Genomic DNA, 14,514 nt, shown 5'->3' with positions numbered 1-14,514 from the left:
AACAATAGAAGATGCAAATAAATTTAACGGATAATTATCCATACAATATGATAAATATTAAGAAACTAATAGCAATAATTTTACTTGGTATTGGTATATCATCTGTGTCATTTGCACAGAAAGAACAAAAATTATGGTTTGATGAACCTGCTGAAAACTGGAACGGAGCGCTTCCGATAGGTAATGGAAGGTTAGGTGCTATGATTTTTGGAAATCCTGTTAATGAACGTTTACAACTTAATGAGGAGACTATTTGGGCAAAACAAGGAGATGTTGAGGAAAAACAGGGAACTTATAAATATGTAAAGCAAGCACGATCACTATTGTTTCAAGGTAAATATAAAGAAGCTAATGATCTGGTAGCCGATATGATTTTGAACAAACGAATGCCTTCAGGAACTAATACCTATCAGGAATTAGGAGATTTAAACCTAACGTTTTTTGGAATTGATAAAGTAGCCAATTATAAAAGAGAATTGTCTTTAGACAGTGCCTTGGTGAATGTGACTTTCAGGTCAAATAAGGTAAATTATAAAAGAACCTATTTTTCATCGGCAGCTGATAAGACCTTAGTAGCACGTTTTACGGCGAATAAGAAGAAAGCCATTTCTTGTGAATTTGTGTTAACCCGTGAAGAATTAAACAATGTTATAAGTGCTGATAAAGAAACTTCAGGAGAAGATGCAACATTTATGCCTTCGGGAAGAGGAGCCATTGTATTAGAAGATGATGAGATTATAATGTATGAGCATATTGAAAATGAAAGTGGTGTGAAATTTGAAGCTCGCTTACAAATTCTTCATAAAGGAGGTGCCGTAAAAGTTATAGGGAATAAGTTAAGAGCGATTGGATGTGATGAACTTGAATTACGTCTGGTATGTGGAACAGATTACAGAGGAGATAATCCTACTGAATTGAGTTTAAAGAACCAAAGAATGACTAAAAATAAAACCTATAATCAATTACTAAATGCCCATGTAAAAGACTATCAAGCATTATTTAATAGGGTAGATTTAGATTTAGGAAGCAATGAATTGGTGTATTTACCAACAAATCAAAGATTAAACGCTCATAAAAGAGGTGCTTTTGATCCGGCACTCTTATCGCTTTATTTTCAATATGGGCGTTACCTGTTAATAAGCACATCGCGTCCAGGAAGTTTACCATCTAATTTACAAGGTATTTGGTGTGAAGGTTTGTCACCTATTTGGAATTCCGATTACCATATCAACATCAATATTCAGATGAATAACTGGCCTACAGGAGTGACTAATTTATCTGAATGTCACGAACCGTTTTTGCAATTTGTCTCACGTTTAAGAGAACGCGGACGAATAAGTGCTAAAGAAAATTACAATGCCCGAGGCTTTTGTGCCCATCATACCACAGATGCCTGGCATATGACGACCTTGTTTGGTAAACCCCAGTATGGTATGTGGCCGTTTGGTGCTGCCTGGGCATCTACACATTATTGGGAAGATTATTTGTTTACAGGCAATAAAACCATGCTGGAAGAATTAGGCTACGATGTGATGAAAGAGGCGAGTTTATTTGTGTTAGATTTTATGGTAAAACACCCAAAAACGGGAAAGTATGTAACAGGACCTTCAATGTCACCTGAAAATAGCTATTTTGATGAACAAGGAAATACAGTAAGTGTAGATATGGGGCCTTCTATGGATTTACAGATAGCATGGCACTTATTCAATACAACAATAGAAGCTTCAAAAGTACTGAACAAGGATTTGAAATTCAGAAATACATTGCTAAAGCGTTTAGAGCAAATGGAGAAAGTAAAAATTGGTTTAGACGGACGTATTATGGAATGGTCGCAGGAATTTCCGGAAGCCTATCCGGGACATCGCCATATTTCACACTTATATGGACTTTACCCATCCAATCAGTTTAATTGGAAAGATACCCCGGAATTTTTAGAAGCATCAAAGAAAGTCTTGAAAGAAAGATTAAAACATGGCGGTGGACATACGGGATGGAGTCGTGCATGGATGATTAACTTTTATGCACGTTTGTTTGATGCTGAAAAAGTCTTTGAGAATATAAACCTTTTACTTTCCAAATCAACTTTACCCAATTTATTAGATAACCATCCACCATTTCAAATTGACGGTAATTTTGGAGGTACGGCAGGTATGGCAGAAATGCTATTGCAATCGCATGTTGGAGTAATACACCTATTACCGGCATTACCGAAAAAACTAAAAAATGGTTCAGTAAAGGGGTTAGTAGCTCGTGGAGGTTTTGAAGTAAACATGGAGTGGCAAGAAGGTCAATTGGTTTCTACTACAATCATATCTAAAAGAGGTGGTATTTGTAATCTTCGTTATTTAGATATTTATAAAACCTTTGAAATGACTAAAGGGGAGGAGATTACGCTAAGCAAAACCCTTCAAAAAATAAAATAGACTAAAAATTTATCGTAAAAATAATAATACTTTAAAAATAAACAGATGAAAATATACAGCTTTGTCGTAATTTTACTTGGAGGAGTAATGACTTTGGGATGTCAGAATAAAAAAGCAACTGTTGCAGAGGCAGTTAAAAAACCAAATGTTATTCTGATAATGGCAGATGATTTAGGATGGGGAGATACCGGATTTAATGGTAATAAAATAATAAAAACCCCTCATTTGGACGAGATGGCTAGGGAAGGCGTTCAGTTTAATCGGTTTTATTCGGCGTCAGCAGTTTGTTCACCTACCAGAGCTAGTGTACTAACAGGACGAAACCCTATGCGTACAGGGGTTTTTAATGCCAACGATGGTATTCTTCGTTCGGAAGAAGTAACCCTGCCAGAATTATTAAAAGAAGAAGGCTACGCTACCGGTCATTTTGGAAAATGGCACTTAGGTACATTAACGCATACCGAAAAGGATGCCAATAGAGGTAAACAGGGAAATACCAAAGAGTACAACCCTCCAAAATTACACGGCTACGATGATGCTTTTGTAACCGAATCTAAAGTACCTACTTGGGATCCGATGAAAAAACCAATTAGGAAGAATCTAACAAAAAAAGGATGGGATTATTTAAAACCGGGAGAACCTTTTAAAGCTTATGGTACTTACTATTGGGATATTGATGGTAATAAAATAACTAAGAATTTAGATGGAGACGATAGCCAGGTAATGATGGATAGAGTACTACCTTTTATTGATAAAAGCGTAGAACAAAAACAACCCTTTTTGGCAGTAGTTTGGTTTCACACGCCTCATATGCCTTGTGTAGCTGGACCAGAATACCAGAAAATGTACGCAGGTCAAGACCCATTAATGCAAAACTATGCAGGAAGTATTACTGCCATGGATGATCAAATAGGAAGGTTACGTAAACACTTAAAAACACTTGGAGTTGATGAGAATACTATGATTTGGTTTTGTAGTGATAATGGTCCTGAAAATGGAAATTCAGGTGTTACTGGAGGCTTTAAAGAACGTAAACGTAGTCTTCATGAAGGAGGTGTACGTGTTCCCGGACTTTTAGTTTGGCCAAACAAAATAAAGAAACCTTTTAAGACCGATTTTCCAGCGGTTACATCAGATTATCTTCCTACAATAGCAACTGTTCTGGATATTGATGCATCGAAATTGCCCTATGTTTTAGATGGTATTGATTTAATCCCTGTATTAGAAGGAAGTCAGAAAAAACGCGAAAAACCTATTGGTTTTAGTTACCTAAATCAAATCAGTTATACTACTAATGAGATGAAAGTGTATGTTAGAGGTGAAAAGTTAGAATATTATAATATTGCAAATGATCCGTTTGAAGAATTCCCTTTACAAAAAGATAACAAGTTTAAAGTAATAAAAGGTGATATGGATAAATTTTTACAATCTTGTAAAAAGAGTTTTGAAGGAAAAGAATACGGAACAGTTTCGTTTGATAAATTGGGACAATCTTGGGTAAATCCATATATGTTTAATTTAAAGAAAGAAAAAAAATAATGAAAATAAGAAATAGAACTTTAGTATTATTAGTAGGGATGCTATTTTTAAACCTTGTTAAGGCTCAGGAAACAGAGAAACCCAATTACCTTTTTATTTTTACTGATGACCAAACTTATGAGTCTATCCATGCTCTAAATAATTCTGAAATCTATACTCCAAATATGGACCGTTTAGTAGATGAAGGTGTTACGTTTACGCATGCGTTTAATCAAGGGTCTTGGTCTGTTGCTGTATGCGTAGCGAGTCGTTCTATGCTAATTACAGGGCAGACGGTATTTCGAGCAGGTAAAAATAAGTCTTATTTAGAGAAATGGGCTCAAATAGAAGGAGTTGAGGAAACAGAGGTGCCATTATGGAGTGAAGTTTTACAGAAGAATGGCTATGAAACATATTTGACAGGAAAATGGCATAATACTGATTATGCGGCACTAAAAGGATTCGATATCGCAGAAAGTATTGGTCAGGGAATGTACGAAACTTATGATACGCATGGTAGTAAAGAACCAGGTTATAACCGCGGAAACATTCATGATTCTGAATGGCGACCAACAAAGAAAGAGTTTGCTGGACATTGGACCCCCCAAGTTAAAGATCTTATTTATAATGAAAAAGGGGAAGCGGTAATTGGTAGTCCGTATATAGCAAAAGAGCATACAACAGAATTGTATGCAAATAATGCTATTAACTATTTACTCACTAGAGGTAAGGAAATCAAAAAACCATTTTTCATGTATGTAGCTTTTAATGCGCCTCATGACCCGCGGCAGTCGCCTCAAAAGTATGTGGATATGTATCCTACCAACAGTATTAAAATTCCGGAAAACTATCTGCTTGAACACCCTTTTGATCAAGGTGATAGTAAGGGAAGGGATGAACTTTTGGCACCTTTTCCAAGAAGTAAAGAGGCAGTGCAATTACATCGCAGTGAATACTATGCTATTATTTCGCATTTTGACCATGAATTAGGGCGTATATTGGAAGCATTGGAAGCTTCAGGAAAAAAAGAAAACACCTATGTTATTTTAACTTCAGATCATGGATTAGCGGTAGGACAACATGGACTAATGGGAAAACAAAATCAGTATGATCATAGTGTAAGAATGCCTTTGCTAATTTCCGGCCCTGGATTACGTAAAGGTAAAAAAGTAGCCGAAATGGTATATTTACAAAGTATGTTTGCTACGACCTGTGAGCTTTCAAAAATTAAAATTCCATCAACGGTTGAATTTAAAAGTATTGCTAATCTTCTTACAGATACGACAGAAGAGGCCAAAGGTGAGGAATATATTTTTGGAGCATACAAAGGCTTACAAAGAATGATACGTTCTAAAGATTATAAGTTAATCATTTATCCAGAAGCAGATGAATATCAACTTTTTGATTTAAATAAAGACTCTCTGGAAAAGGAGAATTTATATGGTAAAAAAGGCTATAAAAAAATCACCAAAAAACTTATGCAACAAATAAGGCTAAAGCAAGAGGAATTGAAAGATTATATTAAAGTTTTATAAAAAAAGTAAAGTAACAAAAATTGCTTTCCTTTTTTTGAGTTAAATGCATAAACGTATTATAAGCATTTTTTACATGAATTGTTTTTGTTTTGGACTAATCTAATTATTTGTTGACTTTTAAACCCGGCAGTGTGATTGCTTAAATTAATAGGCATATTGCTAAAAGTTTCAGAATGCGTATTCCCACCCAAACACTATTTTGATCTGTTATTATTTTACATTGGTATAACCTTAGTCATTATTATTTCTAATTGTTTTTTCGTGACAATATGTTTAGGGTAAAGAAATTGGTATTTTAATACTTTATTAAAAGCTTCAATCATAGAATTAGAAAATGATACATCGTTCTGCGTTATTCTATGGACAATAGTACTATTAAAAGACGCTATTGATGAGGAGACATTATTATTCACATTTTCTGAACCCCATCTGTAAGAAACATGGTATTGGTGGGTTTATGTGTTGTATAAGCATTTTGTAATAAACTCCTAATAGTCCCACCAGAGCTACTTTTTTAAATACGATACCTTAAAACTTTTTTGGAGAAATGATCCATAAAATATGTATATAGTATTTCATTTCATCGGCAGTTTTAAAAATGGTTACATCGGCACACCATGATAAATTTAGCAAACATTTTCAAAAATTTTGGAGTAAAATAGGATTGACTACTCAAAGAGAACCTTTGATACAAATTAAACGAATTCCTAGTTTGATCAAATTGGTAACAACATGTTTGTAATCCACTCTACTGATTCAGAACCATGACATTTAAAACGGTACTAATTAAATTGCCAAAAGGAATATTTAAAAATCTGATGTTCCTTTTAGCAACATTTCCAAAAACCATAAATTTTAATATCAAAACTTCACATTTGAAAGTATCTTATATTTCTATTTTACGCTATAAATATATAAATTTATGAAGCTAGTGATTTAAGAAAACGGAAACTGACTTAAAATCGAACTGTTTATGTTTTTTTACTCACTTTGGGACCAACCTAGGAAAGTACTCAAATTTATAGAGTATTAAAAATAGATAAGCATGTATATAGCTATCAGTAAACAACACCATGGAGAAAACTTTAGCAGTAGTGTGCGAGATTTTGTAAACTATCTAGAAAAAGAACAATATTTTGGATTGCTTCAAGGATCTCCTGGAAGTGAAAGTAATTTGTTGACCATAACCAATGATGGTTTAGTATATTCATATATTTTAAAGTATAAGGATACAATTTCAAGATTGAATTATTTCATATCTCAGGCCGAAAGTATTGGATATGAAAAGCCAAAGAATAAAATTTCTGAGGTAAAAACTAGTAATTCTGGTAAGACTGAAGCTCAAAAGAGTTATTACAAGAAGTTTTGCAATTATCTGCTAGAAACAAAATCTAAGTCAATTGCTGTTAAGAGAAAGAAAGGTGTGACTTTAAAACTCATAACAACTACTTACCATAAAGGAGAAGTGTATATGAAATTTGAAATCAGAAATAATTCTGAAATCAATTTTGAATTGGACTATTTGAATGTTCTCATTGTCAACGGTAACAAAAAGCGTAAATCTTCGTATCAAAAATTGCAACAAAAAGTTATTTATAGGTATAAAATATCTTCATGTATTAAGGCAAAATCTTTAAGCCGATTTATCTATGTCCTGCCAAAATTTGTACTTGGAAAGAATGAAGAACTTCAAGTAGAGTTTCAGGAGTTAAACGGGAGTAGGAGTATAGTGTTAAAATCAAAATTAAGGGCTAGATAACTCTATTAATGTCTTTTTCAAGCTGAAATTTATTTCTTAAAGCTTTCATGTCATCACTCACTTTTCTATCTAATATTTTAGCGTAATGCTGGGTTGTTTTTAAAGACTTATGACCCAACATTTTGCTTACAGATTCCATAGGTACTCCATTGGTAAGAGTAACTGTTGTAGCAAATGTATGTCGTGCTAAGTGGAAGGTTAGATTTTTGTCGATTCCACATAAGTCAGCTATTTCTTTTAAATAAGCATTCATTTTTTGATTACTTAGTACTGGCAATAACTTATTGTCGTTTAATAAATGAGGCAGGCTAGCATATTTTTCAATTAAAGCGTCTGCCGTTGGAAGTATTGGAATATTACTACGAGTATCTGTTTTAGTTCTTTTAATTTTAATCCATCTATCACCATCGATACCTATAACTATATCATCTTTGGAAAGTTTTTTTACATCAGCATATGCTAATCCTGTAAAACAAGAAAATATAAAAATGTCTTTTACTTGATCTAAGCGCTCAGTATGTAATTTCTTTTCTACCATTTTTTGAATTTCTTCTTCTGTTAAGAACTCTCTGTCGACTACTTTGAGTTTTGCTTTCCAGTGAAAAAACGGGTCTTTGTCAATCCAATCGTTCGCAAAAGCAATACGAATAATTTTTTTGAAATTAGTAATATATTTAACGGCTGTATTGTGTCCACAGTTTCTAGTAGTTTTTAAATAGTATTCGAAACCAGAGATGAATTTAAGATCTACTTGTTTTACCGGAATATCATTAACCTTGTATTCTTTTACGATATATTCGCTTACGTGCTTTTTTGCTGTTCTATAGCGTTCAGCTGTGCCCGCAGCAAAGTCCTTGCCAATAAGCTTATTTACCTTTACATTGTGTTCTTCAAAAATTTCTAAAAGCATTCTCCTATCTGAATTTTTGCCTAAATAAGAGTCTCTAAGTAAAATTGCAGTAACAGGTTTGTTTTCTGAGGTATATTGTTGTTCAATAGAGTATATCTTGTTCTTGATTGTGCTTATATATCTATTTATTTCTTGGGATTCATCTGAGTTACCTCGAGCCATGTTCATATTAGAATTCCATTTATCAATCAATACTTTACGCCTGATACTTAATTCTGCTCGTTGCCCATTTAGAGTTATTCTGAGGTAGATATTTGCTTTACCATTAGTATCTGCTTTACACTTTTTAATATAAAAAAGTAATGAAAATGAATTATTCATAGTATTTCTTGTGTATTTCTCTCTCAAATTACAAAAAATAAAATAAAAAATAATTATTGTAAAGCCTTTATTTATAGCGTTTTTGAACTTATTAGGGGTCAGTTGAAGAGGGATGGAAGTGACCCCGAATTAGCCCCTTTTTATTTGGTGATTTTTGCTATTATTTGGCACTTTATAAAATTAAAAAAGCCGATAAACATAGTGTTTATCGGCTTTTAGTAGAATTTGATAAATTCTCAGCGGAGAAAGAGGGATTCGAACCCCCGGAGGTGTGACCCTCAACAGTTTTCAAGACTGCCGCATTCGACCACTCTGCCATTTCTCCTTGAGTGCCTCATCAGGTATTCCCTGAATGCGGGTGCAAATATAGAACCCTTTTTTAATTCTTTCAAATAAATTGCATGTTTTTTGCAATAAATTTTTAGCACCCTATTATCAGTATATTTTATATCCCAATGGGCCAAAAACAAAAATGCAAATACTATTTTTGCACAAATATATCATACTCCAATGGATATCATAAAGCAATTGCAATGGCGTTATGCCACAAAAAAATTTGATGCTTCAAAAAAACTTTCAGAGGCAAAACTGAATGTACTTAAGCAGGCCTTTAATTTAACGGCAACATCTTTTGGGTTGCAAACCATCAAATTGGTTGTTGTAGAAGATAAAGATTTAAGACATCAATTGGTTGAGCATTCATATAATCAAACTCAGGTATTTGAAGCTTCGCATCTGTTGGTGATTTGTATTCAAAAAGATATTGTAGAAGAAGATATTGTCAACTATTACAATAATATAAAAGACATTCGTAATACTCCGGAAACAATTTTAAAACCCTATAGAGAAGATTTAACAAAAATGATGAACGGGAAGTCTGTACAGGAGCGTCAACGCTGGTCAGCAAACCAGGCCTACATTGCATTAGGTAATTTAATGACCGTATGTGCTATTGAAGGCATTGATTCATGTCCTATGGAAGGCTTTTTACCGGAATCTTATGATCGTATTTTGGAATTAGATAAAAGAGGATTAAAATCAGTATTACTATTACCCATTGGCTATCGGGCAGATGATGATATGTTTTCAGAATTCAAAAAAGTAAGAAAACCAATAAACGAAGCCATAATAGAATTGTAAACCATTTGGGCGTTACCTTACAGGTCGGGCTTTCGGCAGTCGCTTCCCGATAAAAATCGGGAGAGCTTCAACAAATGCCTCAATCCCTAACGCATAACAAATCAAAATAAAATTAAAGAACTATGCCAGGATTTGAATTATTTGGAGATTTAGAACAAAAAGAAGTACAGGATGTTTTAGATAACGGTGTGCTTATGCGCTACGGATTTGATGGGATGCGTAATGGCCATTGGAAAGCAAAAGCTTTGGAAGCCGAACTTGAAAATACTTTTCAATCTAAACACGTACAACTGGTTTCAAGTGGAACGGCAGCAGTATCTGTAGCCTTAGCATCAGCAGGTGTTGGAGCAGGAGATGAGGTTATTATGCCTACATTTACTTTTGTGGCAAGTTTTGAGGCCATTATGATGCTGGGGGCTATTCCGGTACTTGTAGATATTGATGATACCTTAGGTTTAGATCCTGAAGCTGTAGAAGCAGCTATAACACCAAAGACCAAAGCGGTTATGGTGGTGCAAATGTGCGGTAGTATGGCAAATATGAATAGCTTACAATCTATTTGTAATAAGCACAACCTATTGCTAATAGAAGATGCCTGCCAGGCTATAGGAGGAAGTTACAAAGGGCAACCTTTAGGCAGTATTGGAGATTTAGGATGCTTTTCATTTGATTTTGTAAAAACAATTACCTGTGGAGAAGGCGGGGCAGTAGTTACCAATAATACAGACTATTATTTAAATGCAGATCATTACAGTGATCATGGGCATGACCATATAGGGGATGATAGAGGAGCAGAAACACACCCGTATTTAGGATATAATTTCAGAATATCAGAATTGCATGCAGCAGTTGGTTTAGCACAAATAAATCGCTTACCAGAGTTTATAGAAATTCAAAAAAGAAATTATAGTATTCTAAGAGAAGCCCTGTCAAGTATTCCAGAAGTAACTTTTAGAACCGTTCCGGAAGGAGGTGAAGAAAGCTATGCCTTTTTAAACTTCTTTTTACCAGATCTGGAAACGGCAACCAAAGTATCTAAAGCTTTTAAAAACAATGGGGTAGATGCTTGTTTTCACTACTATAACAACAATTGGCATTACATAAGAAAATGGGAGCATTTAAAAGATTTAAAATCACTATTCCCTATTTCAGAAGATGTAAAAAACGGGCTAAACTATTTGAAAACAAAAACTTTTGAAAAATCAGACCATTATATAGCCAGAAATATATCCTGCTTAATAAAATTGTCCTGGACCGAAACAGAAGTTAAGGAGAGAGCCACTAAAATGGTGGAGATTATAAAACGTATAGTATAACTTTATTAATACGTGACGTAATCCACAATTTCTAAGCCATAGCCAATTAAACCAACACGTTTGGTTTGTTTGGTATTGGAAATTAATCTGAGTTTATGAATGTTCAGATCATGGAGAATTTGAGCGCCAATACCAAAATCTCTGTTATCCATATTTATTTTTGGAGCTCTGGCAATGGTTTTAGAATCCTGATGCTCTTTTAAAAAGGCTAACCTGCTAAGCACGTTCATAGATTGTGATTCCTGATTAATAAAGATTATAGCACCTTTACCCGCATCATTAATCACTTTAAACATATCATCCAATTGCTTATCTGCATTATGAGTAAGTGTACCCAAAATATCGTTATTAAATAAGGTAGAATTTATCCTGGTAAGCACTTCTTCGTTGTCTTTCCATTGTCCTTTGGTCAATGCAATATGAACCTGGTTATTGGTGGTTTGTTTGTAAGCTCTCAATCTAAAGCTTCCAAAACGGGTTGCTATCTGAAAATCCTCTTTTTTCTCAATTAAAGAATCGTGTTGCATTCTGTAAGCCACCAGATCTTCAATAGATACAATTTTCAGGTTGAACTTTTTGGCAACCTCATAAAGCTCCGGTAAACGCGCCATGGAACCATCTTCATTCATGATTTCAACAATAACCCCGGCAGGGTTCAAACCGGCTAATCTTGCAAAATCTATAGCAGCTTCAGTATGTCCGGTTCTACGTAGTACGCCACCTTCTTTGGCTACTAAAGGAAAAATATGCCCGGGGCGTGCCAGTTCAAAAGGTTTAGTACCATGATCTATTAAGGCCTTTACCGTTTTGGCTCTGTCATTTGCAGAAATACCAGTGGTAACACCACTCCCTCTCAGATCAACAGATACAGTAAAAGCCGTTTCCATAGGATCTGTATTGTTATTTACCATCATGTTAAGTTCTAACTCTTTACATCTGGTTTCAGTAAGAGGCGCACAGATTAACCCACGTCCGTGGGTGGCCATAAAATTTATCATCTGTGGAGTTACCTTATCAGCAGCAGCTAAAAAATCTCCTTCATTTTCACGGTTTTCATCATCAACTACAATGATTACTTTTCCGTTTCTAATATCGTCTATAGCTTCATGTATGGTATTAAGCTTAATCTTTGTACTGCTTTTTTCTGTCATAGTATTTGCCATCATTTTGCAAAGGTATTGCTTATTTTAAAAATTATAAACTATTTTGTTTCAAGTCTTTTTTGACATTCAATTTAAAAATAAAATAAGTGAGCAAATACAGTGGAAAACCAATAATGACAAGAAGAATATTGAGTCCCTTTTCTAAGTGCTTATAAAAACCGGACATATTAAAAAGTGATTTCATATAATAAATGAGAAATAGTACTAAGGAAACTATACTCAACTCCAAAGACGAAGAAGCTAATGAAGGTAATTTATTATTTGCAAATACAAAGTGAAGTATCAATAGTGTGAAGCCAATACTGTAAAGAACAATGGCATAAGCAGAATGTGCTTTGTAATTTTTTAAAGCACCTTGTATCTCTTGAATTTCGGTATCGTTAAAAGCTCTTACAGGTTTTAAATCGTTAGAATCGCTAGCAGCTTTTATAGTCTTTGGTGATTTTATATCCAATTCTTCACTATGTTTCTTTTTCAGATAAAAATGAACAATAAAGTAAAGCGGTAGTCCAGTTAAAAGAAAAAGTATAGCACCATACTTGGATTCTTTACCTAAGTGTTTGTTTAAGTTAGAGTTGCTTAAAAAAGATTTGGAAATAGCAAATAGAAAAATGATACCAATGATTATCCCTATTACAAAGAGAATGTTGCCAATTAGGGGAAAGGTATTATTTTCTAAAATTCTACCGGCAAGTATAAAAACGGTCATAGAAATATATAAAATGAACGCCAAATTTGAGTCCTCTTCAAATTTATTTTTAAGACGAATAGTATCTTCAAATTTTTGATCCTTGAAATGCCCACCAAATTTTAGTTGTTGTTTAGTAATTCCCCTGTAACCAAGAACAGCCAAAGCGGTGTTTTTATATTTAACAGTATAATTATATTGCCTGTAGTTTTTAATGATGTCTATGAGCGTTTTATTGTCATTTTGGTTGAGACTGCTATATTCATCAGATGGGTTGGGAAATGAAGACTCGTCTTCTAAAAGCTCTTTTTTCTTTAAACCAAATAACTTTTTTAATGGTTCTAATAGGCCATCAGTTTCAAATAATCCTCTGTCTTCAGTAGCACGTTTTGTTAAAAATATTCCCAAGGGTAACATAACCAAGGTGGAAAACCAACTGGCCAGAATAGGATTAAAACCATCACTTTTAGCACTATTGGTAGCAAAAATTCCTATAAAATGATAAGTTAAAAATAACACAATGGCAATAACCATAGGCAGGCCAACTCCTCCTTTTCTTATTAGAGCGCCTAATGGAGCTCCAACAAAAAATAGAATAATACAGGCAAAACCCAAAGCAAACTTCTCATGTAATGAAATAATATGCCTGTTAAGCCAGGCTTTTGCATTTTTTACTGTAGTTTCTTTAGTGGACAGAACTTGTTTTGAGCTTTTTAACCCTTTCAAGGCAGCATCAACCATCTGAAGTTTTTCTTTAGTATCAAAAACATCCAAAATGGCTCCGGTATACGCCTTTTCTTTTTTATTCTTTATAGACGAAAGGCTTTTATAAATTGTATTGATTCCCGATCTTCGTTCCAGGATGGTAGAGAAAGATTGGTGCTCAACTTTACTATGTAGTACAAGAGAGTCAATGGTTTTATTCAAATCAACGACATCCAACATATTGTATTTGTCAGTCTGGGATTTTTCCTCAAAATCTACACTATTAAGTTTTGATAGATCTATATTGATTATCTTTTTTTCAAAGAAACTTTTGGCAAATGGTTTCTTGTTTCTTGATTTTGTATTTTCTTCAAGATCACTATAATGATACCCGTCAAATAAAATGAGTTTTAAGACATTGGAATCTTCTTCACTGGCAAGCTCACCGGTTTTGGATTTGATAACGGTAGTATTGGTTCGTCCGTTCTTTCCTTTTATATGTATGGTAACATCTTCTAAGAACTGATTTCTGTCTCCGCTTTTCCTTTCTACTTTTATATTGTATGGGGATAATTCTATTTCATTAAATTGTCCTACCGCAATTCCCATGGAAGGTTTTAGTTTAGCAATATTTGTTCTTAGGTTATAAGAATTAAGTTCTGCCCATGGAATGATATTGTTTGAAAAGAAAAAAGTAATTATGGCTAAACCAACTATAAAAACGCTTAAACCGGACATAGCGCGTTGTAATGAAATACCTGTTGATTTCATAGCAGCAAACTCATAGTTCTCGGCAAAACTTCCAAATACCATTATAGAAGATAACAGTATAGTAAGAGGTAATACCAAAGGAATGAGTTTAGGCATGAAATACACTAAAAACTTAACAATAACTATTAAATCTAAATCTTTACCAGCCAATTCTTTAATATAGAGCCATATGGTCTGCAAAACAAAAATCATCATGAGTATAACAAACACGCTGAGAAAAGTTTTAAGGTAGGTGGTGAGTATGTAACGGTCCAGTATTTTCACA

General features: G+C 33.9%; 9 protein-coding genes and 1 tRNA gene. 6 read left to right on the top strand and 4 right to left on the bottom strand.

All coding sequences use genetic code 11. The features are described from left to right. Window positions 1-11 precede the first annotated feature (11 nt). The 4 genes from VOI54_RS17345 to VOI54_RS17330 all read left to right on the top strand — a co-directional run bounded on the left by VOI54_RS17345 (window position 12) and on the right by VOI54_RS17330 (window position 7,235). On the top strand, window positions 12-2,423 hold the full coding sequence (locus VOI54_RS17345; RefSeq protein WP_326284516.1) for a glycoside hydrolase family 95 protein: 2,412 nt from the start codon (window positions 12-14) through the stop codon (window positions 2,421-2,423). A 45-nt stretch (window positions 2,424-2,468) separates the two neighbouring features. Next, window positions 2,469-3,962: a sulfatase family protein gene (locus VOI54_RS17340; RefSeq protein ID WP_326284514.1), complete on the top strand. Its 1,494-nt coding sequence runs from the start codon at window positions 2,469-2,471 to the stop codon at window positions 3,960-3,962. Continuing rightward, on the top strand, window positions 3,962-5,476 hold the full coding sequence (locus VOI54_RS17335; RefSeq protein ID WP_326284513.1) for a sulfatase family protein: 1,515 nt from the start codon (window positions 3,962-3,964) through the stop codon (window positions 5,474-5,476). The genes VOI54_RS17340 and VOI54_RS17335 overlap by 1 nt, the downstream gene beginning before the upstream one ends. 1,045 nt (window positions 5,477-6,521) lie before the next feature. Then, window positions 6,522-7,235, top strand: a complete 714-nt coding sequence (locus VOI54_RS17330) for a DUF4138 domain-containing protein (RefSeq protein ID WP_326284511.1) — start codon at window positions 6,522-6,524, stop codon at window positions 7,233-7,235. On the opposite strand, the gene VOI54_RS17325 is transcribed toward VOI54_RS17330, so the two are convergent. Together VOI54_RS17325 and VOI54_RS17320 are read right to left on the bottom strand one after the other, a co-directional pair. Beyond that, a complete protein-coding gene (locus VOI54_RS17325; protein ID WP_326284510.1) occupies window positions 7,228-8,466 on the bottom strand; it encodes a site-specific integrase in 1,239 nt (412 codons plus the stop codon). The genes VOI54_RS17330 and VOI54_RS17325 overlap by 8 nt on opposite strands. 240 nt (window positions 8,467-8,706) lie before the next feature. Beyond that, window positions 8,707-8,791, bottom strand: a tRNA-Ser gene (locus VOI54_RS17320). Window positions 8,792-8,976: 185 nt separating this feature from the next. Between VOI54_RS17320 and VOI54_RS17315 the strand changes: the two genes are divergently transcribed. Beyond that, a complete protein-coding gene (locus tag VOI54_RS17315) occupies window positions 8,977-9,606 on the top strand; it encodes an NAD(P)H-dependent oxidoreductase (protein ID WP_326284508.1) in 630 nt (209 codons plus the stop codon). Between the two features lie 122 nt (window positions 9,607-9,728). Further along, window positions 9,729-10,922 carry a DegT/DnrJ/EryC1/StrS family aminotransferase gene (locus VOI54_RS17310; RefSeq protein WP_326284506.1) on the top strand — a complete coding sequence of 398 codons (1,194 nt, stop codon included), beginning with the start codon at window positions 9,729-9,731 and terminating at the stop codon, window positions 10,920-10,922. Window positions 10,923-10,927: 5 nt separating this feature from the next. Here VOI54_RS17310 and ribB read toward each other — a convergent pair whose 3' ends face one another. Beyond that, the gene (gene ribB, locus VOI54_RS17305; RefSeq protein WP_442809407.1) at window positions 10,928-12,088 is read right to left on the bottom strand and encodes a 3,4-dihydroxy-2-butanone-4-phosphate synthase; all 1,161 of its coding nucleotides are present in this window, start codon (window positions 12,086-12,088) and stop codon (window positions 10,928-10,930) included. Between the two features lie 28 nt (window positions 12,089-12,116). Next, window positions 12,117-14,513: an LptF/LptG family permease gene (locus VOI54_RS17300; protein ID WP_326284504.1), complete on the bottom strand. Its 2,397-nt coding sequence runs from the start codon at window positions 14,511-14,513 to the stop codon at window positions 12,117-12,119. Window position 14,514 lies beyond the last annotated feature (1 nt).

Source organism: Alterotamlana spongicola, assembly GCF_035818475.1.
In the GTDB taxonomy this organism is placed as follows: domain Bacteria; phylum Bacteroidota; class Bacteroidia; order Flavobacteriales; family Flavobacteriaceae; genus Cognatitamlana.
The sequence above is the reverse complement of the archived record's forward strand: the minus strand, read 5'-3'. Positions and strand labels throughout refer to the sequence as shown.

Coding starts and splice junctions, on each gene's coding strand:
- VOI54_RS17315 (WP_326284508.1), top strand. CDS start 8,977: ATGGATATCATAAAGCAATTGCAATGGCGTTATGCCACAAAAAAATTT.
- VOI54_RS17330 (WP_326284511.1), top strand. CDS start 6,522: ATGTATATAGCTATCAGTAAACAACACCATGGAGAAAACTTTAGCAGT.
- VOI54_RS17340 (WP_326284514.1), top strand. CDS start 2,469: ATGAAAATATACAGCTTTGTCGTAATTTTACTTGGAGGAGTAATGACT.
- VOI54_RS17345 (WP_326284516.1), top strand. CDS start 12: ATGCAAATAAATTTAACGGATAATTATCCATACAATATGATAAATATT.
- VOI54_RS17335 (WP_326284513.1), top strand. CDS start 3,962: ATGAAAATAAGAAATAGAACTTTAGTATTATTAGTAGGGATGCTATTT.
- VOI54_RS17310 (WP_326284506.1), top strand. CDS start 9,729: ATGCCAGGATTTGAATTATTTGGAGATTTAGAACAAAAAGAAGTACAG.
- ribB (WP_442809407.1), bottom strand. CDS start 12,088: ATGATGGCAAATACTATGACAGAAAAAAGCAGTACAAAGATTAAGCTT.
- VOI54_RS17325 (WP_326284510.1), bottom strand. CDS start 8,466: ATGAATAATTCATTTTCATTACTTTTTTATATTAAAAAGTGTAAAGCA.